The 25,812-nt window shown below is 68.3% G+C and carries 27 protein-coding genes; 20 read left to right on the forward strand and 7 right to left on the reverse strand.

All coding sequences use genetic code 11. From position 1 onward, the window contains the following. The first annotated feature begins 14 nt into the window (after positions 1 to 14). From ectB to C6A86_RS13900, 14 genes are all read left to right on the forward strand, one after another. Positions 15 to 1,310 (forward strand): diaminobutyrate--2-oxoglutarate transaminase, encoded by a 1,296-nt coding sequence (ectB, locus tag C6A86_RS13835; RefSeq protein ID WP_233213268.1) that lies wholly within the window; start codon positions 15 to 17, stop codon positions 1,308 to 1,310. Between the two features lie 32 nt (positions 1,311 to 1,342). After that, positions 1,343 to 1,735 carry an ectoine synthase gene (locus C6A86_RS13840; protein ID WP_105366345.1) on the forward strand — a complete coding sequence of 131 codons (393 nt, stop codon included), beginning with the start codon at positions 1,343 to 1,345 and terminating at the stop codon, positions 1,733 to 1,735. After that, positions 1,732 to 2,646: an ectoine hydroxylase gene (gene thpD, locus C6A86_RS13845; RefSeq protein ID WP_105366344.1), complete on the forward strand. Its 915-nt coding sequence runs from the start codon at positions 1,732 to 1,734 to the stop codon at positions 2,644 to 2,646. The genes C6A86_RS13840 and thpD overlap by 4 nt, the downstream gene beginning before the upstream one ends. Positions 2,647 to 2,688: 42 nt before the next feature. After that, positions 2,689 to 4,197: a depupylase/deamidase Dop gene (gene dop, locus C6A86_RS13850; protein ID WP_105366343.1), complete on the forward strand. Its 1,509-nt coding sequence runs from the start codon at positions 2,689 to 2,691 to the stop codon at positions 4,195 to 4,197. Positions 4,198 to 4,270: 73 nt separating this feature from the next. Further along, positions 4,271 to 4,465, forward strand: a complete 195-nt coding sequence (locus C6A86_RS13855; RefSeq protein ID WP_105366342.1) for a ubiquitin-like protein Pup — start codon at positions 4,271 to 4,273, stop codon at positions 4,463 to 4,465. Beyond that, positions 4,462 to 5,313 carry a proteasome subunit beta gene (gene prcB, locus C6A86_RS13860; protein WP_233213267.1) on the forward strand — a complete coding sequence of 284 codons (852 nt, stop codon included), beginning with the start codon at positions 4,462 to 4,464 and terminating at the stop codon, positions 5,311 to 5,313. Before C6A86_RS13855 ends, prcB begins: the two co-directional genes overlap by 4 nt. Beyond that, on the forward strand, positions 5,313 to 6,071 hold the full coding sequence (gene prcA / locus C6A86_RS13865) for a proteasome subunit alpha (protein ID WP_105366341.1): 759 nt from the start codon (positions 5,313 to 5,315) through the stop codon (positions 6,069 to 6,071). Before prcB ends, prcA begins: the two co-directional genes overlap by 1 nt. Positions 6,072 to 6,151: 80 nt before the next feature. Then, a complete protein-coding gene (gene pafA, locus C6A86_RS13870; protein WP_105366340.1) occupies positions 6,152 to 7,510 on the forward strand; it encodes a Pup--protein ligase in 1,359 nt (452 codons plus the stop codon). A 47-nt stretch (positions 7,511 to 7,557) separates the two neighbouring features. Next, complete coding sequence (locus C6A86_RS13875) at positions 7,558 to 8,544, forward strand: YafY family protein (RefSeq protein WP_105366339.1); 987 nt, start codon at positions 7,558 to 7,560, stop codon at positions 8,542 to 8,544. Next, on the forward strand, positions 8,541 to 9,503 hold the full coding sequence (locus tag C6A86_RS13880; RefSeq protein ID WP_311101195.1) for a YafY family protein: 963 nt from the start codon (positions 8,541 to 8,543) through the stop codon (positions 9,501 to 9,503). The genes C6A86_RS13875 and C6A86_RS13880 overlap by 4 nt, the downstream gene beginning before the upstream one ends. 30 nt (positions 9,504 to 9,533) lie before the next feature. Then, positions 9,534 to 9,785, forward strand: coding sequence for a Sec-independent protein translocase subunit TatA (gene tatA / locus C6A86_RS13885; RefSeq protein ID WP_105366376.1), 252 nt, complete (start codon positions 9,534 to 9,536; stop codon positions 9,783 to 9,785). Between the two features lie 79 nt (positions 9,786 to 9,864). Further along, complete coding sequence (gene tatC / locus C6A86_RS13890) at positions 9,865 to 10,809, forward strand: twin-arginine translocase subunit TatC (RefSeq protein WP_105366337.1); 945 nt, start codon at positions 9,865 to 9,867, stop codon at positions 10,807 to 10,809. Beyond that, the gene (locus C6A86_RS13895) at positions 10,799 to 13,534 is read left to right on the forward strand and encodes an RNA helicase (RefSeq protein WP_105366336.1); all 2,736 of its coding nucleotides are present in this window, start codon (positions 10,799 to 10,801) and stop codon (positions 13,532 to 13,534) included. The genes tatC and C6A86_RS13895 overlap by 11 nt, the downstream gene beginning before the upstream one ends. Before the next feature lie 38 nt (positions 13,535 to 13,572). Beyond that, the gene (locus C6A86_RS13900; protein WP_105366335.1) at positions 13,573 to 14,328 is read left to right on the forward strand and encodes a DUF4333 domain-containing protein; all 756 of its coding nucleotides are present in this window, start codon (positions 13,573 to 13,575) and stop codon (positions 14,326 to 14,328) included. 53 nt (positions 14,329 to 14,381) lie between these two features. Here the strand turns inward: C6A86_RS13900 and C6A86_RS13905 are convergent, their stop codons facing one another. Next, positions 14,382 to 15,341: a 5'-3' exonuclease gene (locus C6A86_RS13905; RefSeq protein ID WP_105366334.1), complete on the reverse strand. Its 960-nt coding sequence runs from the start codon at positions 15,339 to 15,341 to the stop codon at positions 14,382 to 14,384. A gap of 47 nt (positions 15,342 to 15,388) precedes the next feature. On the opposite strand from C6A86_RS13905, the gene C6A86_RS13910 reads away from it, so the two are divergent. Both C6A86_RS13910 and C6A86_RS13915 read left to right on the forward strand, forming a co-directional pair. Further along, entirely contained in the window at positions 15,389 to 15,784 is a 396-nt protein-coding gene (locus C6A86_RS13910) for a VOC family protein (protein ID WP_105366333.1), read from the forward strand. A gap of 10 nt (positions 15,785 to 15,794) precedes the next feature. Continuing rightward, positions 15,795 to 16,931 carry a Xaa-Pro peptidase family protein gene (locus C6A86_RS13915; RefSeq protein WP_105366332.1) on the forward strand — a complete coding sequence of 379 codons (1,137 nt, stop codon included), beginning with the start codon at positions 15,795 to 15,797 and terminating at the stop codon, positions 16,929 to 16,931. A gap of 4 nt (positions 16,932 to 16,935) precedes the next feature. Here C6A86_RS13915 and C6A86_RS13920 read toward each other — a convergent pair whose 3' ends face one another. Beyond that, a complete protein-coding gene (locus tag C6A86_RS13920; protein WP_105366331.1) occupies positions 16,936 to 17,349 on the reverse strand; it encodes a F420-dependent biliverdin reductase in 414 nt (137 codons plus the stop codon). Between the two features lie 35 nt (positions 17,350 to 17,384). Between C6A86_RS13920 and C6A86_RS13925 the strand changes: the two genes are divergently transcribed. The 4 genes from C6A86_RS13925 to C6A86_RS13940 are packed head-to-tail and all read left to right on the forward strand — an operon-like array spanning position 17,385 to position 20,797. After that, complete coding sequence (locus tag C6A86_RS13925; RefSeq protein WP_105366330.1) at positions 17,385 to 18,128, forward strand: SDR family NAD(P)-dependent oxidoreductase; 744 nt, start codon at positions 17,385 to 17,387, stop codon at positions 18,126 to 18,128. A gap of 13 nt (positions 18,129 to 18,141) precedes the next feature. After that, positions 18,142 to 19,320: a precorrin-6y C5,15-methyltransferase (decarboxylating) subunit CbiE gene (cbiE, locus tag C6A86_RS13930; protein ID WP_105366329.1), complete on the forward strand. Its 1,179-nt coding sequence runs from the start codon at positions 18,142 to 18,144 to the stop codon at positions 19,318 to 19,320. Continuing rightward, positions 19,317 to 20,072: a precorrin-4 C(11)-methyltransferase gene (gene cobM, locus C6A86_RS13935; protein ID WP_105366328.1), complete on the forward strand. Its 756-nt coding sequence runs from the start codon at positions 19,317 to 19,319 to the stop codon at positions 20,070 to 20,072. Before cbiE ends, cobM begins: the two co-directional genes overlap by 4 nt. Continuing rightward, positions 20,072 to 20,797 (forward strand): cobalt-precorrin-6A reductase, encoded by a 726-nt coding sequence (locus C6A86_RS13940; protein ID WP_105366327.1) that lies wholly within the window; start codon positions 20,072 to 20,074, stop codon positions 20,795 to 20,797. The genes cobM and C6A86_RS13940 overlap by 1 nt, the downstream gene beginning before the upstream one ends. Here C6A86_RS13940 and C6A86_RS13945 read toward each other — a convergent pair. From C6A86_RS13945 to cobG, 5 genes are read right to left on the reverse strand one after another with little or no spacing between them, the layout of a single operon-like run. After that, positions 20,790 to 21,839: a phosphotransferase family protein gene (locus tag C6A86_RS13945; protein WP_105366326.1), complete on the reverse strand. Its 1,050-nt coding sequence runs from the start codon at positions 21,837 to 21,839 to the stop codon at positions 20,790 to 20,792. The two genes, C6A86_RS13940 and C6A86_RS13945, sit on opposite strands and share 8 nt — an antisense overlap. Then, complete coding sequence (locus C6A86_RS13950) at positions 21,836 to 22,516, reverse strand: TetR/AcrR family transcriptional regulator (protein ID WP_233213266.1); 681 nt, start codon at positions 22,514 to 22,516, stop codon at positions 21,836 to 21,838. Before C6A86_RS13950 ends, C6A86_RS13945 begins: the two co-directional genes overlap by 4 nt. A gap of 52 nt (positions 22,517 to 22,568) precedes the next feature. Beyond that, the gene (locus C6A86_RS13955) at positions 22,569 to 24,035 is read right to left on the reverse strand and encodes a precorrin-2 C(20)-methyltransferase (protein WP_105366325.1); all 1,467 of its coding nucleotides are present in this window, start codon (positions 24,033 to 24,035) and stop codon (positions 22,569 to 22,571) included. Further along, complete coding sequence (locus C6A86_RS13960) at positions 24,032 to 24,658, reverse strand: precorrin-8X methylmutase (RefSeq protein WP_105366324.1); 627 nt, start codon at positions 24,656 to 24,658, stop codon at positions 24,032 to 24,034. Before C6A86_RS13960 ends, C6A86_RS13955 begins: the two co-directional genes overlap by 4 nt. Before the next feature lie 9 nt (positions 24,659 to 24,667). Next, entirely contained in the window at positions 24,668 to 25,798 is a 1,131-nt protein-coding gene (gene cobG / locus C6A86_RS13965) for a precorrin-3B synthase (protein WP_105366323.1), read from the reverse strand. Between the last annotated feature and the right edge of the window lie 14 nt (positions 25,799 to 25,812).

The raw sequence follows: 25,812 nt of genomic DNA on the forward strand, positions 1-25,812 counted from the left end.
TGGAGGACAATACCTTGCTGCTCGACACCGCGCAGGAAACCGCACTATCACTCACCGAGGCCGATCTGCCGTCGGTGTTCGCCACCGTGGAGTCGGAGGTGCGCAGCTACTGCCGGAGCTGGCCCACCGTTCTGGCGACCGCCAAGGACTCATGGGTGACCGATACCGCGGGCCGCCGCTATCTCGATTTCTTCGCCGGCGCGGGTGCACTGAACTACGGGCACAACAATGCTCAGCTCAAAGGGGCACTGCTGGAGTACCTGAGCGGGGACGGGATCGTGCATTCACTGGACATCGCGACGACGGCCAAACAGAACTTCCTGGAGACCTTCGATCGGGTCATCCTGAAGCCCCGAAATCTGGACTACAAGGTTCAGTTCCCCGGTCCGACCGGAGCGAACGCGGTGGAATCGGCGCTCAAACTGGCGCGCAAGGTGACCGGACGTGAGTCGATCATCAGCTTTACCAACGCATTCCACGGTATGACGTTGGGTGCGCTGTCGGTGACCGGGAACTCGATGAAACGGGCCGGAGCCGGAATCCCCTTGGTGCATGCGACTCCGATGCCCTATGACAACTACTTCGGAGGCGTCACCGAGGACTTCCACTGGTTCGAGCGTGTGCTCGATGATTCCGGCAGCGGGCTGAACCGTCCCGCGGCGGTGATCGTCGAAACCGTGCAGGGCGAGGGCGGTCTGAACGTCGCGCGGCTGGAATGGCTGCAGGCACTCGCGGACCTGTGCCAGAAGCGCGAGATCCTGCTGATCGTCGACGATGTCCAGATGGGTTGTGGACGCACCGGTGAGTTCTTCAGCTTCGAAGCCGCGGGCATCGTGCCGGACATCGTCACACTGTCGAAGTCGATCAGCGGCTACGGCCTGCCGATGGCGCTGACGCTGTTCCGCCCGGAACTTGACGTCTGGGCGCCCGGCGAGCACAACGGGACCTTCCGTGGACATAATCCAGCGTTCATCACCGCCACGAAGGCGCTCGAAACATATTGGCAAAATCCGGAATTCGCGGCCGAGATCACCGCGAAAGGCACGCTGCTGCGCGACGGGCTGGACAGGATCGCGCTGTCGCACGACGGCGTCGCCGCCCGCGGCAGGGGCATGGCGCAGGGCCTGAAGTTCGACGATGCAGACCTTGCCGCCGACGTGTGTCGCGCCGCGTTCGATCGCGGCACGCTGATGGAGACCAGCGGTCCGTCCGACGAGGTCGTGAAGCTGCTTCCGCCGCTCACCACATCGCGCAGCGATCTGGAGTCCGGCCTGGAGATGCTGGCCGAGTCCGTCGCCGCCACCGTCTAGATGCCGACAGGCCGAAGAGGAGAGGGGCAACCATGATTGTTCGTACCACCGCCGAGATCACCGGGACCGACCGTGACGTGGCCGCCGAATCCTGGCGCTCCAAGCGGATCATCCTGGCCGGCGACGGCGTCGGATTCTCGTTCCACGAGACGACCATCGCCGCGTCCTCGGTCCACGACTTTCACTACCAGCACCACGTCGAGGCGGTGTGGATCGTCGAGGGCAGTGGCACGCTGACCAACCTGGAGACCGGTGAGGTCCACCCGCTGGCACCGGGGACCATGTATCTGCTGAACGGGCACGAGCGCCACCGGGTCACCTGCGATGAGCAGCTGCGCATGTTGTGCGTGTTCAATCCGCCGGTGACGGGCAAGGAGGTCCACGACGAGTCCGGCGCCTACCCGGCCCCGCAGGAGGTTGCATGAGCGCGCCGACACAGGATCGTCTCCATGACCCGTACCCGACCCGTCTGGACCACGCGATCGCACCGATCGAACGCCTCGAGCCCGCGGTCTGGGGCGATGCCGGCAGCGGCCCGTTACCGGCCGCGGACCTGGATGCCTTTGCCGCGCAGGGCTATCTGATCCGGCCCGACACCGTCGTCGAGGACGCGCTGCCGCCGCTCGGGCACGAACTCGAGCGGCTGGCAGCCGACCTGGGCGATGACGACCCGAGAGTGATCCGCGAACCCGGCGGGTCGATCCGGTCGATCTTCGCACCGCACCTGGTCAGCGAGCTCGTTGCCGAGGTGGTGCGGTACGACACCGTGCTGCCGGTGGCGCGCCAACTGCTCGGCAGCGACGTCTACATCCACCAGGCCCGGATCAATCTGATGCCGGCGTTCACCGGTACCGGTTTCTACTGGCACTCCGATTTCGAGACCTGGCACGCCGAGGACGGCATGCCGCAGATGCGGGCGGTGTCCTGCTCGATCGCGCTGACCCGCAACTATCCCTACAACGGATCGCTGATGGTGATTCCGGGATCGCACCGGACCTTCTATCCGTGTGTGGGTGCCACGCCGGACAACAACCACGCGTCCTCTCTGGTCGCTCAGCAGATCGGGGTGCCCGACGAGAACACCCTGACCAAGGCGGTGGACCGCGACGGTATCGATCAGTTCACCGGCGCGGCCGGATCGGCGCTCTGGTTCGACTGCAACCTGCTGCACGGCTCGGGCTCGAATATCACCCCGCTGCCGCGTTCGAACATCTTCCTGGTGTTCAACTCGGTCGACAACCAGCTCACCACGCCCTACGCGGCGGCCGGGATCCGGCCGGAGTATCTGGCGGCCCGGCAGACCCGCTCGCTCGGGCTCCCCGCCCCGTCGTCATGAGCTGCCGATAGCCGCCGTCAGCACGTCCCCTAGGGTGGCCCTATGCAACGGATCATCGGCACCGAGGTCGAATACGGCATCTCCTCGCCGTCGGACCCGACGGCCAATCCGATCCTGACCTCCACGCAGGCGGTGCTGGCCTATGCGGCCGCCGCCGGGCTGCAGCGGGCCAAACGGACCCGCTGGGACTACGAGGTCGAGTCCCCGCTGCGCGATGCCCGCGGTTTCGACCTGTCCCGGACCTCCGGGCCGGCGCCGATCATCGACGCCGACGAGGTCGGCGCCGCGAACATGATCCTGACCAACGGGGCCCGGCTCTATGTCGACCACGCGCACCCGGAGTACTCGGCGCCCGAGGTCACCGACCCGATGGACGCGGTCATCTGGGACAAGGCCGGCGAACGCGTCATGGAGGCCGCCGCCCGGCACGTCGCCAGCGTGCCCGGTGCGGCCAAGCTGCAGCTCTACAAGAACAACGTCGACGGCAAGGGTGCGTCCTACGGCACGCACGAGAACTACCTGATGTCACGCCAGACCCCGTTCTCCGCCGTCATCGCCGGGTTCACCCCGTTCCTGGTGTCCCGTCAGGTCTTCACCGGGTCGGGGCGCGTCGGTATCGGGGCGGCCGGTGATGAGCCCGGCTTCCAGCTGTCCCAGCGCGCCGACTACATCGAGGTCGAGGTCGGTCTGGAGACCACCCTCAAACGCGGCATCATCAACACCCGCGACGAACCGCACGCCGATGCCGACAAGTACCGGCGCCTGCACGTCATCATCGGTGACGCGAACCTCGCCGAGACGTCGACCTATCTCAAGGTCGGCACCAGCTCGCTGGTGCTGGACCTGATCGAAGAGGGCCCCGCGCACGGTATCGACCTGTCCGATCTGGCGCTGGCCCGCCCGGTGCACGCCGTGCACGTGGTCAGCCGCGACCCGTCGCTGCGCGCCACCGTGGCGCTGGCCGACGGACGTGAACTGACCGCGCTTGCGCTGCAACGGATCTACCTGGACCGGGTGGCGAAACTGGTGGCCGCGCGAGATCCGGATCCGCGGGCCGACCATGTTCTCCAGACCTGGGCGCATGTGCTGGATCTGCTGGAACGCGATCCGATGGAGTGCGCCGAGATCCTGGACTGGCCGGCCAAACTGCGGCTGCTGGAGGGTTTCCGGCAGCGCGAGAACCTGACCTGGTCGGCCCCGCGTCTGCATCTGGTCGATCTGCAGTACTCCGATGTGCGCCTCGACAAGGGTCTGTACAACCGGCTGGTCGCGCGAGGTTCCATGCAGCGCCTGGTCACCGAACAGCAGGTCCTGGACGCGGTCGACAACCCGCCCACCGACACCCGCGCCTACTTCCGCGGTGAATGCCTGCGCCGGTTCGGCGCCGATATCGCCGCGGCCAGCTGGGACTCGGTCATCTTCGATCTCGGCGGCGATTCACTGGTCCGGATTCCGACGCTGGAACCACTGCGCGGTAGCAAGGCACACGTCGGTGCGCTGCTGGACTCGGTGGACAGCGCCGCCGAACTGGTCGAGCAGCTCACCACATAAGCTGCGCTATCCCAGGCATTGCCGGTGTTGACCGGTAGGGTGAAAGAACCGAACGAGCAATCAGGAGGCAGCGATGGCTCAGGAGCAGACCAAGCGTGGCGGCGGCGGTGGCGAGGACGATGACGCCGGCGGGCCTTCGGCAGGCGGGCAAGAGCGCCGCGAGAAGCTCGCCGAGGAGACCGACGACCTGCTCGATGAGATCGATGACGTCCTGGAAGAGAACGCCGAGGACTTCGTGCGCGCCTATGTCCAAAAGGGCGGCCAGTGACGGCCTGGTCAAATAAGCCATTCACCAATCCGCTCGATCTCACGTCATCGCATCTGAATCTGTCCTCCTTCTCGGATTTCCTGAGCAGGCAGGCCCCGGAGTTGCTTCCGGGCGGCGTCACGCATGCCGTCCCGAGCGGTGGTGTCGACCTGCCCCACGGCACGACGATCGTGGCGCTCAGATATCCCGGTGGGGTGCTGATCGCCGGTGACCGGCGTGCCACCCAGGGCAACATGATCGCCAGTCGCGATGTGCAGAAGGTGCACATCGCCGACGATTATGCGGCCACCGGCATCGCCGGCACCGCGGCGATCGCCGTCGAGTTCGCCCGGCTCTATGCCGTGGAACTCGAGCACTACGAAAAGGTCGAGGGTGTCCCGTTGACCTTCCGCGGCAAGGTGAACCGGCTGGCCACCATGGTGCGCGGCAACCTCGGTGCGGCCCTTCAGGGTTTCGTGGCGCTGCCGCTGCTGGTCGCCTTCGATGTGGACGCCGCCGATCCGATCAACGCCGGGCGCATCGTGTCCTTCGACGCCGCCGGTGGCTGGAACATCGAGGAAGAGGGCTACCAGGCAGTGGGTTCGGGATCGCTGTTCGCCAAGTCGTCGATCAAGAAGCTGTATCCGCAGGTGACCGATGCCGACACGGCGCTCAAGGCCGCGATCGAGGCGCTGTATGACGCCGCCGACGACGACTCGGCCACCGGTGGACCGGATCTGGTGCGCGGTATCTATCCGACCGCCGTGCTGATCGAGACCGGCGGCGCCGTGGAAGTGACCGAGGCGAGGATCGCCGGTCTGGCACGCGAGGTCATCGAGCGCCGGACACGTACGGACGGTAACGGCTGATGAGCTTCCCGTACTTCATCTCGCCCGAGCAGGCGATGCGTGAGCGTTCCGAGCTTGCGCGCAAAGGCATTTCGCGTGGGCGCAGCGTGGTGGTACTGGCCTATGACAGCGGTGTGCTGTTCGTGGCCGAGAACCCGTCACGCTCGTTGCAGAAGGTCAGCGAGCTCTACGACCGGGTCGGCTTCGCCGCCGTCGGCCGCTTCAACGAGTTCGACAAGCTGCGGGTGGCCGGAATCCAGTTCGCCGATACCCGCGGCTACGCCTATGACCGCCGGGACGTCACCGGGCGGCAACTGGCGAACGTGTACGCCCAGGCGCTCGGCACCATCTTCACCGAACAGGCCAAACCGTTCGAGGTCGAATTGTGCGTGGCCGAGGTGGCGCATCACGGGGAGTCGAAAGCCCCTGAGCTGTACCGCATCACCTACGACGGTTCGATCGCCGACGAGCCGCATTTCGTGGTGATGGGTGGCACCACCGAGCCCATCGCGAAGGCGCTGGAGGAGTCCTTCACCGAGAACGCCAGTTTGGCCGACGCGGTGAAGATCGCGGTGAACGCCCTGGGCGCCGGCGGCAACGGCAGCGAACCTCGCGTCCTGGAACCGTCCTCCATGGAGGTCGCCATCCTGGATGCGAGCCGGCCCCGTCGTGCGTTCCGGCGCATCACCGGTGCCGCGCTGGAGGCCCTGTTACCCGCCGGGGGCGAGCGCAGCGACGGGGAAGACGCTGCGGAACCGGATCAGCCCGCTGCGGAGTAACGCGTAACGAATCGGCACGAAACGAACCGCCGACCAACCTTGCGCACCGTTACCGATACCCAACCCGTAAGCTCGAACATGTGCAGCGACGGATCATGGGGATTGAGACTGAATTCGGTGTGACCTGCACGTTTCATGGTCACCGGCGTCTCAGTCCGGACGAGGTTGCCCGCTATCTGTTCCGGCGGGTGGTGTCCTGGGGGCGCAGCTCCAATGTCTTTCTCCGCAATGGAGCCCGGTTGTACCTCGACGTGGGCTCACATCCGGAGTACGCGACGGCCGAATGCGACAACCTCGCCCAGCTCGTCACGCACGACCGGGCCGGCGAACGCGTCCTCGAGGATCTGCTGATCGATGCCGAGCAGCGGCTGGCCGATGAGGGCATCGGCGGTGACATCTACCTGTTCAAGAACAACACCGATTCGGCGGGCAACTCCTACGGCTGCCACGAGAACTACCTGATCGTGCGGGCCGGTGAATTCTCCCGGATCTCCGATGTCCTGTTGCCCTTCCTGGTGACCCGCCAGCTGATCTGTGGCGCAGGCAAGGTGCTGCAGACCCCGAAGTCGGCCACCTTCTGTCTGTCTCAGCGTGCCGAGCACATCTGGGAGGGTGTTTCTTCGGCCACCACCCGGTCGCGGCCGATCATCAACACCCGTGACGAGCCGCATGCCGATGCCGAGAAGTACCGCAGGCTGCACGTCATCGTCGGCGATTCCAACATGAGCGAATCCACCACCATGCTCAAGGTCGGCTCCGCATCCTTGGTGCTGGAGATGATCGAGGCGGGTGTGGCGTTCCGAGACTTCTCCCTGGACAACCCGATCCGGGCGATCCGCGAGGTGAGCCACGATCTGACCGGGCGCCGCCCGGTGCGGCTGGCGGGCGGGCGGCAGGCCAGCGCGCTCGACATCCAGCGTGAGTATTACGGCCGCGCCGTGGAGTACCTGCAGACCCGCGAGCCGAACACCCAGATCGAGCAGGTGGTCGATCTGTGGGGGCGCCAGCTCGACGCGGTGGAGAGCCAGGACTTCGCGAAGGTCGATACCGAGATCGACTGGGTGATCAAACGCAAGCTGTTCCAGCGCTACCAGGATCGCTACAGCATGGAGCTCGCCGATCCCAAGATCGCGCAGCTCGATCTCGCCTACCACGACATCAAGCGCGGCCGCGGCGTGTTCGATCTGCTGCAGCGCAAGGGGCTGGCGGCGCGGATCACCACCGACGAGGAGATCGAAGCCGCGGTCAACACGCCGCCCCAGACCACCAGGGCCAAGCTGCGTGGCGAGTTCATCAGCGCCGCACAGGAAGCGGGCCGGGACTTCACCGTCGACTGGGTGCACCTCAAGCTCAACGACCAGGCCCAGCGCACGGTGCTGTGCAAGGACCCGTTCCGCTCGGTGGACGAGCGGGTGAAGCGGCTGATCGCGAGCATGTGAGCGGGTCGCGCCGGGATCGCGGCGGTCGCACACCCTAAGCTGCTTTGGTGCCGACATCCAAGGTCGAGAGACTGATGAACCTGGTGATCGCACTGCTGTCCACCAGTTCGTACCTGACCGCCGAGAAAATCCGCAAGAGCGTGGCCGGATACTCCGACAGCGCCAGTGACGAGGCGTTCTCGCGCATGTTCGAGCGGGACAAGAACGAACTGCGCGATCTGGGGATCCCGCTGGAGACCGGCAAGATGTCCTCCTTCGATGCCACCGAGGGCTACCGCATCAACCAGAAGGCCTACGCGCTGCCGCCGGTCGAGCTGACTGCGGAGGAATCGGCCTCCGTCGCAGTGGCGACCCAGCTGTGGCAGTCCCCGGAGATGGTCACCGCCGCCCAGAGCGCCCTGCTCAAGCTGCGTGCCGCCGGCGTCGACGTCGATTCCGAAGACGCCGGAGTGGCGTTCACCTCGACCGCCGCGCTGCCCGGCCTGCGCGGGTCCGAGGAGGTGCTCGGAGTCCTGTTGGCCGCCAGCAACTCCGGCCGGGTGGTGCAGTTCGAGCACCGTCCGTCCCGCAACGATCCGTACCGCACCCGCACGGTGGAACCGTGGGGCGTGGTCACCCATCGTGGCCGCTGGTATCTGGTCGGGCACGACCGCGACCGCGCGGACACCCGCACCTTCCGGCTCTCGCGCATCGCGGGTGCCACACCGGTCGGCCCGTCCGGGGCGGTGACCCCGCCGGAGGGCGTGAACCTGCGACAGATCGTGCAGCGTGTGGTCGCCGATGTGCCCACCGGCGAGCGGGCAAGAATATGGATCGCCGAGGGCCGCGCGACCGCTCTGCGCCGCCAGGCCGCCTCGGCCACCCCGAGCGTCTGGCGCGGGCGCGCCGGGGAGGAGATCACCGTCGACATCGGGATGTATGACCGGTTGGCCCGGGAGATCGCCAGCTATGGAACCGATGCCGTCGCACTGGATCCGCCGCAGTTGCGCGACGACGTGGTGGCGCGGTTGCGCGGGCAGGCCGAGATTCGATGAGTCAGGTCTCGAGCCGGTTGGTCCGGCTGCTCAACATGGTCCCGTATTTCAAGGCCAATCCCCGGGTGACCCGCGATGAGGCGGCCACGGCCCTCGGTGTCACGCGCAAGCAACTGGATGCCGATCTCAAGCAGCTGTGGCTCTGCGGGCTGCCCGGATACGGCCCCGGTGATCTCATCGACTTCGATTTCACCGGTGACACCATCGAGGTGACCTTCGCCGCCGGGGTGGACCACCCGCTTCGGCTGACCTCGACCGAGGCCACCGGGATCCTGGTCGCGCTGCGCGCGCTGCTCGACGTGCCGGGCATGGTCGATCCTCGGGCGGCGCGCTCGGCCATCGCCAAGATCGAATCGGCCGCGGGCACCGTCGCGGCGGTCGGAAACACCGAGCTGGACGAACTCGACGGCGATGAACCCGAGAGTGCATCGGCGGCGGCTGTGCGCGATGCCGCGCGCACGGGCAAGGCGCTGTCACTGGAGTACCACTCGGCCTCTCACGACACGGTGTCCAGCCGCGTCGTCGACCCCATCCGGGTGGTTCTCGTCAGCGATCGCAGCTACCTGGAAGCGTGGTGCCGCACGGCCGAAGGGGTGCGGTTGTTCCGGTTCGACCGCATCGTGGATGCCCGGGTGCTCGACGAGCCCGCCCGGCCACCGGCGCCGGCGGTGCAGGCAGGCCCCGACACCGCGTTGTTCGATGCAGACCCCTCGCTACCGTCGGCGACGTTGCTCATCGATCGATCCGCGGAATGGATGTTCGATTACTACCCGTTGCGGGTGATCGCCGAACTCGACGACGGTGCGTGTGAAGCAGCCATGACCTACGCTTCCGATGAGTGGATGGCGCGGTTCGTGTTGGGCTTCGGATCGGCGGTGCGGGTGTTGACTCCACACTCGCTGGCCGAGAAGGTCCGCGAGACTGCTGCGGCTGCGCTGCGCGCTTACGAAAACGAGTAGACTCGACCACAACTTGCGGAGGTGTTTGAATTGGGCGGTCTTCAACCGTGGCACTGGCTGATCGTTATCGCGGCTTTCATTCTGTTGTTCGGCGCCAAGAAGCTCCCGGACGCAGCGCGTTCGCTGGGTAAGTCGATGCGCATCTTCAAGTCCGAGATCAAGGAGATGCAGTCCGACGGCGTCGACAAGCCGGAAGCCGCGCCGCTTCCTGCCACTCCGGTCACCTCGGAGCGCGTGGAGACGTCGGCGCCCGAGCACACCGGCGACAAGCGGTCGGCCTGATAGCTGCCCAGTCCGTCCCATCGCGGTGTGATGTCGCGTCGATAGCGCGCGCCTGCCTGCATCGACGTTAAGGCTGCCCGTGCACACCCCTGGACTTTTCAAGAGATTCGACCCGCGACAACGCCGCGCCCGGGCGAATCCCGACGGCACCATGTCGTTGGTCGATCACCTCGCCGAACTACGCAACCGGCTGCTGATCGCCACCGCGGCAGTCGTGCTGACCACCATTGTCGGGTTCCTCTGGTACACCCACGGCATCTTCGGCATGAACAGCCTCGGCGATTGGCTGCGCGGTCCGTATTGTTCGCTCCCGGAGTCGGCGCGGGCCACCATCGCCCCCGACGGACAGTGCCGGTTGCTGGCCACGGGCCCGTTCGATCAGTTCATGTTGCGGCTCAAGGTCGCGCTCACTGCCGGCATCGTGCTGGCCTGCCCGGTATGGCTGTATCAGCTCTGGGCGTTCATCACCCCCGGGCTGTACCGCAAGGAACGCCGCTTCGGGATGGCGTTCGTCGGCGTCGGTGCGGTGCTGTTCATCGGCGGTGCTGTGCTGGCTTACGTGGTGTTGTCCACCGCGCTGAGCTTCCTGCTCACCGTCGGCAGCGACGTGCAGGTCACCGCGCTGTCGGGTGATCAATACTTCGGCTTCCTGATCAACCTGCTGTTGGTGTTCGGGATCAGCTTCGAGTTCCCGTTGCTGATCATCATGCTCAATGTGATCGGTGTGCTGCCCTACGCGAAGCTCAAGGAATGGCGCCGCGGCCTGATCTTCGCGCTGTTCGTGTTCGCCGCGTTCGCCACCCCGGGCTCCGACCCGTTCTCGATGCTGGCGCTGGCGCTGGCGCTGACGCTGCTGCTCGAGTTCGCCATCCAGATCACCCGGATACACGACAGACGCAAGGCCAGGCGGGAGGCGCTGGCCGAGGTCCCCGAGGACGAGGCGGCGCCGATTCCGGCGGCCGAACCGATCGCCCCGCCGACCGCGGTGGCCTCCCAGGCGTTGTCCGACGACGATGTCACCTGAGTCCGGGATACCCGAGTCCGGGCCGGAACTGCTCGGCTTCGCCGCGCAACTTCCCTTCGGCCTCGATCCCTTCCAGATACGTGCCTGCGCCGCGCTGGAGTCCGGCCATGGGGTGCTGGTCTGCGCGCCGACCGGCGCGGGCAAGACCGTCGTCGGTGAGTTCGCGGTGCACCTGGCGCTGGCGGCCGGTCGGAAATGTTTCTACACCACCCCGATCAAGGCGCTGAGCAACCAGAAGCACCTCGACCTGGTGCGCCGCTACGGCGCCGACCGGGTCGGCTTGCTCACCGGAGACCAGTCGATCAACGCCGACGCCCCGGTGGTCATCATGACCACCGAGGTGCTGCGCAACATGCTCTACGCCGACTCACCGGCACTGCAGGGACTTTCGCACGTGGTGATGGACGAGGTGCATTTCCTGGCCGACCGCATGCGCGGCGCGGTGTGGGAGGAGGTGATCCTGCATCTGCCCGAAGAGGTGCGGCTGGTCAGCCTCTCCGCGACGGTGAGCAACGCCGAGGAGTTCGGCGGCTGGATCCAGACCGTCCGCGGGGACACCACGGTGGTGGTCGACGAGCACCGGCCGGTGCCGCTGTCTCAGCACATGATGGTCGGCAAACGGCTTTTCGACCTGTTCGAGGGCGGCGGGCAGACCACGCTGGTCGACCCGAACCTGCTGCGTCACATCGCGCACCGCCGCGAGGCCGACCGGCTGGCGGACTGGCAGCCGCGGGGCCGCAACCGGGGCAGGCAGGGCCGTCCGGGCCTGAACCGTGGGCCGTCTCGACCCGATGTCATCGCCACCCTCGACGCCGAAGGGCTGCTTCCGGCAATCACTTTCGTCTTCTCCCGGGCCGGCTGCGATGCGGCGGTGAAGCAGTGCCTGCGCGCGCCCCTGCGTCTGACGGACGACGACGAGCGGGCCCGCATCACCGAGGTGATCGACCGGCGGTGCACCGACCTTGCCCAGTCCGATCTGGGGGTGCTCGGCTACTACGAATGGCGCGAAGGTCTGTTGCGTGGGCTGGCGGCCCATCATGCGGGCATGCTGCCGGTGTTCCGGCACACCGTCGAGGAACTCTTCACCGCGGGGCTGGTGAAGGCGGTGTTCGCCACCGAGACACTGGCGTTGGGCATCAACATGCCGGCCCGCACCGTGGTGCTGGAGCGGCTGGTCAAATACAACGGTGAGCAGCACGCCCCGCTGACACCGGGGGAGTACACCCAGTTGACCGGGCGAGCGGGCCGCCGCGGGATCGACATCGAGGGCCACGCAGTGGTGCTGTGGCACGCCGACGACAACGCCGCCGAACCCGCCGAGGTGGCCGGGCTCGCCTCCACCCGCACCTTCCCGCTGAAGAGTTCTTTCGCACCGTCGTACAACATGACGATCAATCTGGTCCAGCAGATGGGGCCCGATCTGGCACGCCAACTGCTGGAGCGTTCCTTCGCGCAGTTCCAGGCCGACCGCTCGGTGGTGGGACTGGTGCGCGGGATCGAGCGCGGCGAGCGGATGCTCGCCGAGATCGCCGCCGGGCTGGACCCCGAAATGCTCGAATATGCCCGGCTGCGGGCCGATATCAGCGCCCGGGAACGCAGTCAGTCTCGGGCGTCTCGGCTGCACCGGCGCCGCGCGGCCGACGAAGCGCTGGCCGGGTTGCGCCGTGGCGATATCATCACCATCAGCCAGGGCCGCCGCGGTGGTCTGGCGGTGGTGCTCGAACCCGCCCAGGACAGCGACGATCCACGGCCGCTCGTCCTCACCGAACACCGCTGGGCCGGGCGCATCTCGTCGGCGGACTACTCCGGGGCGTCCGCCCGACTGGGGGCGATGACCCTGCCCAAACGGGTCGAGCACCGCCAGCCGCGGGTGCGCCGGGACCTGGCGTCGGCCCTGCGGTCTGCGGCCGCCGGCCTGGATGTGCTGTCCCGGCGCCGCGACCAGGGCGGTGACCGCGATGTGGACCCGGAACTGGCGGGCCTGCGCGACCAACTGCGCCGCCATCCCGCACACGGCGCGGCCGACCGCGAGGCGCAGGTCCGCGCCGCCGAGCGCTATCTGCGCATCGAACGGGACAATGAGCAGATCCGCCAGAAGGTCGCCGCCGCCACCAATTCCTTGGCGCGCACTTTCGACAAGATTCTGGTGCTGCTCACCGAGCGGGGCTTCATCGATCGCGCGGGCGACACGCCGAAGGTCACCGAGGACGGCCGGCTTCTCGCGCGGATCTACAGCGAGAGTGACCTTTTGGTCGCCGAATGCCTGCGCCAGGGGGTCTGGGAGGGCCTGGCACCGGCCGAGCTGGCGGCTGTCGTCTCGGCGGTGCAGTTCGAATCGCGCGGCGACGGGACCGGCCCGCAGGGCCTGCAGATCCCCACCGGAGGCATCCGGCGCGCACTGGCGGACACCCGCCGGCTGTGGGCCCAGATCCGCAGTGATGAACAGCGGCAACGCATTGCGTACAGCCGCGAACCCGATGACGGCTTCGTCGCGGCCATCCATCAGTGGACCACCACCGGTGACCTGGCGTCCTCGCTGGCGGCATCGGATGTCAGCGGCAGCGGATCCACGCTGTCGGCGGGAGATTTCGTGCGCTGGTGCCGCCAGGTTCTCGATCTGCTGGACCAGGTCCGCAACGCCGCGCCCACACCGGCCCTGCGGGCAGCCGCGAAACGCGCCATCACCGACATTCGACGAGGCGTCGTAGCAGTTGATGCAGGGTAGTGTGGCGGCGTAGAACGAGCCCGGATCAAGGAGACACGATGAGCGGACCGCAGGGATCTGACCCCACGCAGGCGTGGTCAGGTCAGCCGCCGCAGTCCGGCGGTGCCCCGTCGCCGGGTGAACAGCCCGCCTGGCAGCCGCCGCCCACGCCCGAGCAGCCCGCGGGTGACGCACCGGCCTGGCAGCAACCCGCCTACCAGCAGCCGCAGGCGCCACAGCAGTATCCGCAGTACCAGCAGCCGGCGTACAACCCGCCGCCGCAGGGCGACCAGTACGGCCAACAGCCCACGGCCTACGCGCCGCAGGGATACCCGCAGCAGTACGGTCAGCAGCAGCCGGGCCAGCCCTACGGGCAACCCCCGTACGGCCAGCCCCAGCAGCCCTACGGCCAGCCCGGTCAGTACGACCAGCAGCAGTACTCGCCCTACGGACCCACCGGCACCGAAGAAGGTTCGAAGAAATCGCTGGCCGTGATCGGCACCGTGGTCGGCCTGCTGGTCGCGGTGATCGTCGCGGTGGTGCTGGTCCTCGGGTTCTGGAAACCCGGCTTCTTTGTCACCACCACCCTGGATGTCGATGCCGCGCAGACCGGTGTGCAGCAGATCCTGACCGACGAGGCCAACGGATACGGCGCCACGAACGTCAGGGACGTCCGGTGCAATGACGGCGTCAGCCCTGAGGTGAAGAAGGGCGACACCTTCACCTGCCAGGTCAGCATCGACGGCACCAAGCGTCAGGTCACCGTGACGTTCCAGGATGACAACGGCACCTACGAGGTCGGCCGTCCCAAGTAGCACCCAGCCGAAGATGAATGCCCGCGATACGCCGTATCGCGGGCATTCGCTTGTCAGGGCAGCTTGTCCAGAGCCTTCTGCAGTCGTCCGATCGAGGACAGCACGCCGTACTCCTCGGCCAACGCCGCAACCCGGGCCGGGTCGGCGGCGGACAGTGGCAGCACGTCGTCTGGCCGCGACAGCGTCACGGGCGCGTCGGTGGCCACCCGGACCACCGGTTCGGCGGCGATGATGTACTCATCTGCGGCCAGCAGCTTCTTGCGCTGAGCGGCAGGCATTTTCGACGACGGGTCGGCGGCGGCCGCGACGATCGCGGCCAAGGATCCGTGCTGTCCCATCAGGGTCGCCGCGGTCTTCTCACCGATGCCCGCCACACCGGGCAGTCCGTCCGAGGGATCACCGCGCAGCAGCGCCAATTCGGCGTACGCCGGCCCGGCACGGTCCACCGGCACCCCGTAGGTGTCGGCGACCTCGGTGGGCCCGAACAGGATGGCCTTGCTCAGGCCCCGGCCGATGTAGAACACCCGCACCGCGACCGGGTCGTCGCCGACCAGTTGCAGCAGATCGCGGTCTCCGCTGACCGCGATGACGGGGTCGCGCTGCTCCGCGGCGGCCAGTGTGCCCAGCACGTCGTCGGCCTCGAAGCCCGGAGCGCCGGCGGTGGCGATGCCGAATGCGTCGAGGATCGCCATGATCATGTCGACCTGCGGGGTCAGCTCGTCGGGCACCTCCTCCACATCGGGGGCACCGTCGGGACGCGCCTCCTCGACGCGGTGGGCCTTGTACGACGGAATGCGGTCCACCCGCCACTGCGGTCGCCAGTCGTCGTCACGACAGACCACCAGCCGGGACGGCCGGTGCTGGGTGACCAGGGTGGAGACGGCGTCGAGGAAACCGCGCAGCGCGTTCACCGGCCGGCCGTCCGGGGCGGTGATCGAGGACGGCACCCCGAAGAACGAGCGGAACCACATGCTGGCGCCGTCCAGCAGCAGCACCGGTGGATTCGTTGTCATGACCGCTCCCGGATATCGCTGCGCATCGCCTGACAGTAGCGTGGGGTATGACCTTCACCGTGGATCGCATCGACCACGTCGTGCTGAATTGCCATGACACCGAAACCACCATCGATTGGTACGTCCGGGTGCTCAACATGCGCCGGGAGGAGTTCGGCGCCGGCCGCATCGCCCTGTCCTTCGGCGCGCAGAAGCTCAATGTGCGGCCCACCGGAGCACCGAACTGGGTGACCGCGGACGCCGATGTGCCGGGCTCGCTGGATCTTTGCTTCATCGTCGACGCCGCACCGGCCCATGTCGGCGCGCATCTGCGGGCCTGCGGCGTGCGGATCATCGAAGGGCCGGTCGCCAAGACCGGTGCGCTGGGCCCGATGACCTCGCATTACTGCCGCGACCCCGAGGGCAACCTGGTCGAGGTCGCCACCTATCGGGCCAGCCACTAGCCTCGTGCCCATGGAGAGCAGTCTTTTCAGCACCGAGGTCTACGCCCAGCGCGTCCGGGCGGCCGCCGAAGGTGCGGCGAGCGCCGGGCTGGCCGGACTGGTGATCACCCCCGGCTACGACCTGCGCTATCTGGTGGGCTCGCGGGCGCAGACCTTCGAGCGGCTCACCGCGCTGGTACTGCCCGCCGACGGGTCGGCCCCCACCGTGGTCGTCCCGCGTCTGGAGCTGGCCGCGCTGCGCGAGTCGGCGGTGACCGAAATCGGTGCGACGGTTCAGGATTGGGTGGACGGCGAGAATCCCTATGAGCTGGTCGCGCAGGCACTGCGCGGATCGGTCGCCGCACCGGTGACAGTGGCCGTCACCGATTCGATGACGGCCCTGCACCTGTTGCCGCTGGCCGACGTCCTGGGCGCGGTGCCGGTGCTGGCCACCGACGTGCTGCGCAGACTGCGGATGATCAAGGACCCGGCCGAGGTCGACGCGCTGCGCAAGGCCGGCGCGGCCATCGACCGGGTGCACGCCCGGGTGCCGGAGTTCCTGGTGCCCGGCCGCACCGAAGCCGATGTCGCCGCCGATATCGCAGAAGCCATTGTCGCCGAAGGTCATTCGGAGGTGGCGTTCATCATCGTCGGGTCCGGACCCAACGGTGCCGACCCACATCACGAATGCTCGGACCGCGAACTACGGGTCGGCGATATCGTCGTCGTCGACATCGGCGGCCCCTATGCACCGGGCTACAACTCCGACTCGACCCGCACGTACAGCATCGGCGAGCCCGACCCCGAGGTCGCCCGCCGGTACGCGGTGCTGCAACGCGCCCAGGCCGAAGCGGTCGGGGCGGTGCGCCCCGGTATCACCGCCGGCTCGGTCGACGCGGTCGCCCGCGACGTGCTGGCCGCCGAGGGGCTGGCCGAGGTGTTCGTGCACCGCACCGGGCACGGAATCGGCCTGTCGGTGCACGAAGAGCCCTACATCGTCGCCGGTAACGAGATCACCCTGGAGCCGGGCATGGCGTTCTCGGTGGAGCCCGGCATCTACTTCCCGGGCCAGTGGGGCGCCCGGATCGAGGACATCGTCATCGTCACCGAGGACGGTGTGGAATCGGTGAACCAGCGCCCGCACGAGTTGGTCGTGGTGCCGGTCTGACCGCTCAGGCCTCGCTGCGGTCCAACAGCGTCGAGGATCCGAGCACCCGCTCGATCCGCACCTCGATCACCACGCGCCGCGGGTTCGCCCGGGGCGTGCGGTAGCGCTGGGCATACCGCAGCTCGGCATCGCGCACGTCATCGGCGTCGCCGCTGACGGTGGCCGCGCCTTCCAGCGACAGCCAGCGGGCGCCGTCGACCTGGCTGAGCACCGCGACCCCGCGCTCCTTGGCATTGACGGCCTTCTGCGAACCGCCGGTGGTGATCACCCGGGCGATGTGCGTGGTCGGATCGAAGGTGAAACCCACCGCCACGACGTGCGGTGAATTGTCACCCCGCAGCGTGGTCAGCATCGCCAGATGGCGCTCTGTCAGAAATGCCAGCGCGTCGTTGGTGAGTCGGGTTGTTGCCTTGGCCATCGGGGTCCAACCTAGCGCAGGACATAATCACAGCCATGGAGGACACGGGGCTCGTCGTCATATTCGGCGGGCGCAGCGAGATCGGTGTCGAACTGGCGCGGCGTATAGCAGGTGGGCGCTCCGTCGTCCTGGCCGCGCGCCGCGCCCATGAACTGACCGAGCACGTCGAGGCGGTCCGGTCCGCCGGCGCGACCGCGGTTCACGTGCACGAGTTCGACGCCGACGACACGGGTTCCCACCGAGGTCTGGTCCAGGACATCGAAACTGCGCACGGCCCGATCGCCACCGCGGTGCTGAGCTTCGGGGTGCTCGGTGATCAGGCGCGCGCCGAGACCGATGCCGGTCATGCAGTCACCGTCGTGCACACCGACTACGTGGCCCAGGTGAGTCTGCTCACCGTGCTGGCGGACTCGATGCGCCGGGGTGGCGGTGGCGACCTGGTGACATTTTCCTCGATTGCCGGGGTGCGGGTGCGCCGGGCCAACTACGTCTACGGGTCGGCCAAGGCGGGTCTGGACGGTTTCTGTAGCGGGCTCGCCGATGCGTTGCACGGTTCAGGGGTACGGCTGCTGGTGGTGCGACCGGGTTTCGTGATCGGCCGGATGACCGAGGGCATGGCGCCGGCACCGTTCTCCAGCACGCCCGCCCAGGTCGCCACCGCTGCGGCGAAGGCACTGGCCAGTGGGCGGCGTACGGTGTGGGTGCCGTGGCAGGTCGGGGCCATCGCCGCGGTGTTCCGGGTCCTTCCCGGCCCGATCTGGCGGAGGCTGCCGCGATGAGCAGAGGACGCAGATGATCGTCGTGATCGGCATCGGAGCCGACGGCATGCCGGGTCTGGGTGCGCTGTCGCGGGCCGAACTGGCCACGGCCACCGTCATTTTCGGTTCACCCCGCCAGCTTGATCTGCTCGACGACACCGTGGGGGCGCAGCGCCGGACGTGGCCGTCGCCGCTGTTGCCGGCACTCGACGAACTCGTCGGGACCGGTGGCGGCGATGTGCACGTGGTGGCCAGCGGTGACCCGATGTTGCACGGTATCGGCGCGACCCTGATCCGCCGGTTCGGCGCCGATGCGGTGCGGGTGCTGCCGCATGTGTCCTCGGTGACGCTGGCCTGCGCCCGGATGGGCTGGACGGTGCAGGACACCGAGGTCATCAGCCTGGTGACCGCACCGGTGCACACCGCGGTGCGCCGCGGTGGGCGCGCGGTGGTGCTCAGCCGCGACGCGACCGGCCCGGCTGCGCTGGCCGCGCTGCTGACCGAGACCGGCCGCGGCGCATCCGAGCTGACCGTGCTCGAGCAGCTGGGCGGGCCGGGGGAGCGGCGCCGTACGGCTCTGGCCAGTGAGTGGGCCGGCGCCGGGGCGGAAGATATCGATGACCTGAATGTCGTTGCGGTGCAGTACCTGCCCGATGAGCGCCGCTACCACACGCTGCCCGATGACAACTTTCTCCATGACGGGCAGATCACCAAGCAGAGCATCCGCGCGGTGACACTGGCCGCGCTGGGGCCACGCCCCGGTGAACGGCTGTGGGATGTGGGCTCGGGCTCGGGGAGCGTCGCCATCGAATGGTGCCGCAGCGCACCGGGTTGTAACGCCGTGGCTTTCGAGCGTTCCGAACAACGGCGGTCGCGTATCGCCGCCAACACCGTGGCGTTCGGGGTGAACGTCGAGGTGCGCGGCCCGGCCCCGACCGACTTCGACGGCGCCGCGGAGCCCGCGGTGATCTTCATCGGTGGCGGTATCACCGAGCCGGGTCTGCTCGACGCCTGCTTCGACCGGTTACCGGCCGGGGGCCGATTGGTGGCCAATGTCGTCACGGCAGAATCGGAGGCCGCGGTCATCGCTCGCTACTCGACGCTAGGAGGCCAGTTGCGCCGGTTCCAGCACTACCACGGCGAACCGATCGGCGGATTCACCGGATTCCGGCCGGCCTACCCCGTCACCCAGTGGGTGTTGGGCAAGCCGTGACGGTCTACTTCATCGGCGCGGGCCCGGGTGCGGCCGACCTGATCACTGTGCGCGGCCAGCGACTGCTGAACCGTTGCCAGGTGTGCCTGTACGCCGGCTCGATCATGCCCGAGGACCTGCTCGCCGAGTGCCCGGACGGCGCCAGGATCGTCGACACCGGGCCGCTGAACCTGGAACAGATCATCGACGAACTCGGGGCCGCCGACGCTGCCGGGCTGGACGTGGCGCGGCTGCACTCCGGTGACCCGTCGATCTACAGCGCGCTGGCCGAACAGTGTCGCAGGCTCGACGCCCTGGGGGTTGCCTGGGAGATCGTGCCCGGCGTACCGGCTTTCGCGGCGGCCGCCGCGGCGGTGGGCCGTGAGCTGACCGTGCCGGGGGTGTCGCAGACCGTGACGCTGAGCCGGGTGGCCACCCTGTCCACCGCGATGCCCGAAAAGGAAACCCTGGCCGCGTTGTCCACGCCCGGGAACACCCTGGTGCTGCATCTGGCGGCGGCACAGATCGACACCATCGTCGAGCAACTCACCGCCGGCGGCTACACCGCCGACACCCCGTGTGCGGTGGTGGCCTTCGCGAGCTGGCCCAAGGAGCAGGTGCTGCGCTGCTCGCTGGGCGAGATCGCCGGACAGATGCACGCGGCCGGGATCACCCGCACCGCGGTCATCATCGTGGGCGACGTGCTGGCGGCCGAGGGCTTCGCCGACAGCTACCTGTACTCGTCGGGCCGTCGGCGCGGAAGCCGGCACTAGTGCGGGTCCTGCTCCTCGGCGGCACCGGAGAGGCGCGGGCGCTGGCCGCCCGGCTGCACCCCGATGTCCCGGTGATCAGCTCGCTGGCCGGACGGGTGCCCGACCCGGCGCTACCGGTCGGCGAGGTGCGTATCGGCGGGTTCGGCGGCGCCCAGGGACTGGCGCAGTGGCTGCGCGGCAACGACATCAGCGCCGTGGTGGATGCCACCCACCCGTTCGCCGCGACCATCACCGCCAATGCCGCGCGGGCTGCCGCACTTGTCGGTCTGCCCCACCTGGTGCTGGCGCGCCCGGCCTGGCCGGACGGTGACGCGATTGTGGTGGCCTCCGACACCGAGGCCGCCGAGGTGGTCGGACACCGCGGCTACCGGCGGGTGTTCCTGACCACCGGGCGTTCGGGCACCGCGGCCTTCAAGGACTCCGATGCATGGTTCCTGATCCGTGCGGTGACCGCACCGGAGGACCAGCTGTTGCCCGCGCACCATGAAGTGCTGCTCTCGCGTGGCCCCTACCGCGTCGAGGGCGAGCGTGATCTGTTGCGTGAGTTCGGTATCGATGCGTTGGTGACCAAGAACAGCGGTGGCGCCATGACGCACGCGAAACTGGATGCCGCCGCCGAGGTGGGGGTGCCCGTCATCATGGTCAGCAGACCCGCATTGCCCGGCGACGTGCGCATCGTGCACACCGTGGACGCAGCCGTCGATTGGCTGACCGGGCTCAGATGAGCGCGAGGGTGTCCAGCTCGCGGATCGCCCGGCACGAACGTTCGGCCATCACGAGCATCATCTCGTCACCGCGCTCGGTGGCGTTGGCGAAAGCCACCCCGAACACGATGATCAGCGGCGCCTGCAGCATGCCCAGTCGGTAGTCACGCCAGCAGGTCTGTTCGTCGTAGCCGGTGACACCGAGCGCCACCAGGCCGGCGTGGTATTCGGCCACCAGGTCCCGTTCGGCGGCCGCGCGGGTCGCCGGGTCCAGACTGGTTGCCGTGAAGTACGCGAGATCCCGCGCCGGAAGGCCGGATCCCAGTGTCTGCCAGTCCACAACGGTGACCCGCGTGCGGTCCGGATCGAACAGCATGTTGTCGAGCCGGTAGTCCCCGTGCAGCAGCGCGAACCGGTCGGGCTCGGTCAACAGCCACGGCGTCACCACCGCCATGGACGCCGACAGGGTGGCCCGGTCCTCGGCGGTCATCCGGTCGCCGAGTTTCTCCAGGGTGATGTCGGTGGCCATCTTGGCGACATCGCCCATGCCAGAGGCCATTGCGGCGTCCGGCTTGGGCATGGCGATACCGGGAAAGTCGGTCAGTTTCGGATCACACCAGCTTGGTGCGTGCAGCCCGGCAAGGGCGCGCACGGCCAGCCGGGCCTCCTCGGCGCTGCACCCGGCGATCTGGTCACCCTGTTCGGCGGGCGCCATGTCCGCCAGCAGCAGCACGAATTCGGCTCCCTCACCGCCGATCTCACAGTGGAAGTTCCGCGGGATGGGAACCTGCACCAGGTCGGCGACATCGCGGTAGAACGCGTGCTCGGACCGGTAGCCGATGGCGACCCGGTCGCGGACCGTGTCGTCCTGAGACGGCAGCTTGATCGCGAAGCTGCCAGGTAGGTCGGTCTCGGTGCCGTACTGCACCGTCAACCGGTAGGTGGCTCCGGTCTGGCCCGTGCCGATGGGTACGGTCTCGACGCTGCGCACATCGGCGTCGAGTACACCGCCCAGCCAGGCCGGCGTCACGTCCTCGGGGCTACGCGGGATCGGGTCGGTCATGACGTCTCTCGCATTTCATCCACTCCGATCGCCGTGCCGTAAATGGTGTGCAGCCAGATGGTTTCCGCGCCGATGACGAGTTCATCACGGGACCGGGGTCCACCGAGGGTGAAGCGCTCCAGAATGCGGTCGTTGAGTTCCAGCAGCAGGCCGGCCAGCACCTCGGGGGCGGGACCAGCAGGCGCGCGACCGGCGGCGCGCTCGGCCGCGATCATCGCCGCGATGGCCGGGACGAACGCCTCCCGGGAGTTGTCCCAGATCTCGCGGATCGCACTGCTCGCCGCGCGTGCCTCCAGCATTGCCGTGAACAGGTATCGGTGCGCCGCACCGGTTTCCATGAGTGCTTCGAGCATGGCGTGGATGCGCCACCGCGGCGAGCCGCTGGACGCGGTCACGATGTCGCTGGCGGCGAAGACGTCGTCGTACATCGACTCCAGCAGGGCTGCCACGGCCGCGGCCTTGTTCTCGAAGTAGAAGTAGAACGCCGACCGGCCGACACCGGCGGCGGCGGCGACATCGGCGATGTTGACGGCCTCGAACCCCCGGGCCCGAAGGGCTTCGTCGAAGGCGGCCAGGATGGCGCTGCGACGCTGATCGCTGCGCTGCGGCTGGCGCCGGTCGGTCACCGAGCGCGCAACCGACACCGGCGGCTCGACGACATGGTTGCCCCGCTGCACCAGCCGGACAGTATCCCTGCTTCTGACAACTGTCAACGATTTTCGACGGTTGTCAGCCCGGGTAGTTGCGGGGGGTGAACACCGTGTCTCCGTGCCACCGGGTCTGCGAGGACCCGATGATCAGCAGGCAGCGCATGTCGACCTCACCCGGATCCAGATCGCCGAGTGCCACCACCCGCACCGTCTCGTTCGGGCCCGCGACGTCGCGCCCGATCACCACCGGGGTGGCGGGATCGCGGTGTTCCAGCAGCAGGTTTTGCATCTCGCCGACCTGCCAGGTCCGCGTTTTCGACGCCGGGTTGTACACCGCGATGACCATGTCGGCGGCTGCCGCCGCACTGACCCGGGCGGCGATGATCTCCCATGGCTTGAGGCGGTCTGACAGCGAGATGACGGCGTAGTCGTGGCCCAGTGGCGCGCCGACCCGGCTGGCCACCGCCTGCGCCGCGGTCATCGCCGGAACCACCCGGACCTCGACATCGGGCCAGTCGACGGCCTCCTCGAGGACGGCCGTGGCCATCGCGAACACACCGGGGTCACCGGATGACACCACCACCACCGCGCGGCCCTGCCGGGCCAGTTCACAGGCCAGCCGGGCCCGCGCCGGTTCATCGGTGTTGTCACTGGCGTGCCGGGTCTGTCCGGCGCGGGCCCCGACCCGGTCGAGATACGGGAAGTAGCCGATCAGGTCGGTCGCGGCGGCCAGTTCTCGGCGCGCTTGCGGGGTGATCCAGTCCAGGTCACCGGGACCGAGCCCGACCACCGCGACGCTGCCGCCGGTGCGTGGCACGGCGGCCTCCCCGGGCACCATCACGATGGAGAAGTAGGGGACCGAGTTCTCGTCGACTTCGCTTGCCGCGAGTACTCGCTGCTGATCGGTGCTCGCGCGCTCCACGTAGAACGCCCGGTCCAGCCGATGGGTTTCCGAAAGCGCCTGCCGCACCTCCGGATACGACTTACCCAGTTTCATGATGACGGCGGCGTCGGTATCGGCGAGGCGGCGGGTCAGCTCGGCGGTGGGCAGCGTGCCGGGCAGGATCGTCAGTACCTCGTCGCCCTGCACCAGCGGGGTGCCGGTGGCCGCCGAGGCGGCACTCACCGATGTCACACCGGGCACGATGACGGCGTCGAACCGCGCGGTGAGCCGGGTGTGCATGTGCATGTAGGAGCTGTAGAACAGCGGATCGCCCTCGGCCAGCAGCGCCACATTGCGCCCGGCTTCCAGGTGTACGGCGATGCGATCGGCGGATTCGGCATAGAAATCCTCCATTGCACCGGCGTAGCCACCGGGATGCTCGGTGGTCTCCGTGGTGACCGGATAGACCAGATGCTCCTCGATCTGGCCCTCGCGCAGATACTGCGCGGCGATCCCGCGCGCGATGCTGCGGCCGTGCCGCGCGCTGTGATACGCGACGACATCGGCCTCGCCGATGAGCCGGGCGGCCTTGACCGTCACCAGTTCCGGATCACCGGGACCGAGGCCGACGCCGTAGAGGGTGCCTTTTGCCGTGAGAGTCATTCGCGTTCGCTCGCAATCGCATTCACGGCGGCGGCCGCCATCGCGCTGCCCCCGCGCCGGCCCTTCACCACCAGATACGACATGCCGCGTGGCCGGGCGATCAGTTCATCCTTGGACTGTGCCGAGCCCACGAAGCCGACCGGCCCGCCCAGCACCGCGGCGGGCACCGGCGCGCCCTCGTCGAGCAGTTCCAGCAGCCGGAACAGCGCGGTGGGGGCATTGCCGATCGCGAGCACGGCTCCACCCAACCGGTCGGCCCACAGGTCGACGCCTGCTGCGGAGCGAGTGCTGCCCAATGTGGACGCCAGCTCGGCGGCGCGCGGGTCGGCGACCAGCGAGACGACCTCGTTGTCGACGGGCAGCCGGGAGCGGGTGATGCCCGCGGCGACCATCGACGAATCACAGAGCACCGGTGCGCCCGCGGCCAGCGCCGCATGCGTGCGGGCGACCACATCGGGGGTGAAGGCGACGTGGCCGGTGACGTCGACCTGACCGCAGGTGTGAATGAGCCGGACCACGACGCGTGAGACGTCATCGGGGAAGGGGGTCAGGTCCGCTTCATCCCGGATGGTGGCGAAGGATTGCCGGTATATTTCCGCAGCGTCGCGGGTGTATTCGAGCACCCGATCACCCTACGGGTGACGCCTCTGGTAACCGTGTCCGGTGGCCACCAGCACATCGGCGCCCAGCGGGCTGCCGCACGCCCGTGGGCAGCCAACAAAATGGCGATGGCCCCCCGCGGCGCCCTCGGTCAGTGCGGCCCGCGCGTCGGCGCGGACATCGGAGAGAGATTTGTCACACCCCGGACTTCCTGTGCAGGCACTCACGGTCAGCCACGGGGAGTTCGCGTCGAAGACGAGGCCCAGCGGCGCCAGCACCCGCAGCGAGGTGTCAGCGACCTCCTCGGTGAGATCGCAGACGAGGATCGAACGCCAGGGCGTCACCACGATCGGTGACTCGATGGCCGCGACGAACTCCGCGGTGCGGGCCGGTAGCACGCCCAGCGGTACCGCCGCGCCGAGTGCCACCCGGTCCGGGACCGGGTCGCGCGTCTGCGCTATCCAGCCCACCGGGGGCCGGCCGGTGTCGTGCGGGTACCGGCCGGCCCGGTCCGGCACGGTGACGGCGAGGTCGCCGATCAGTTCGCTGGAATTGTCGAGTTCATTTACACGCCAACGCTTTCCGCGTACGGCCTGAAATCGCCGGGCGATCTCGACCATGGTGTCCACCGCGTCATTGGGGGACAGTCGGACGCCGGTGTCCGCGCCGGCGAGCAGCAGGGCGATACCTGTGTCACCGATCTGTACGCCGACGTCGGCGCGCAGCCCGGAGACATCGCCGCGGCCGTCGTCGATGGAGAACCAGAATCGGCCCGGCAGGGCGGCCAGCGCCTCGTCACCCTGCAGCGCCCGGTCCAGGGCGCCCACCCAGTCGCGCACGTCGGCCAGACCGCCGCTGCGGCCCGACAGCGGCGAGGACACGATGTTGCGGACCCGTTCATGGGTGCGCGACGGCAGCAGTCCGGCGCCGGTGAGTCCGTCGGCCACCCGTCCCGGGTCGGTGATGCCGCGGATCTGCAGGCTGCCGCGCGATGTCAGTTCCAGCGTTCCGCCGCCATGGTCGGCGGCGAGGTGGGCCAGGGTCTCCAGACCGCTGGCCGAGATGACGCCACCGGGTAGCCGCACCCGCATCAGCGCACCGTCGGCCGCCTGATGGAACTGCAGGGCGCCGGGGCAGGCGTCCTGATCACGGGTGCGGCTCACGTGTCCACGGTACT

Origin of the sequence: Mycobacterium sp. ITM-2016-00316 (assembly GCF_002968335.2) — a bacterium.
Classification (GTDB): domain Bacteria; phylum Actinomycetota; class Actinomycetes; order Mycobacteriales; family Mycobacteriaceae; genus Mycobacterium.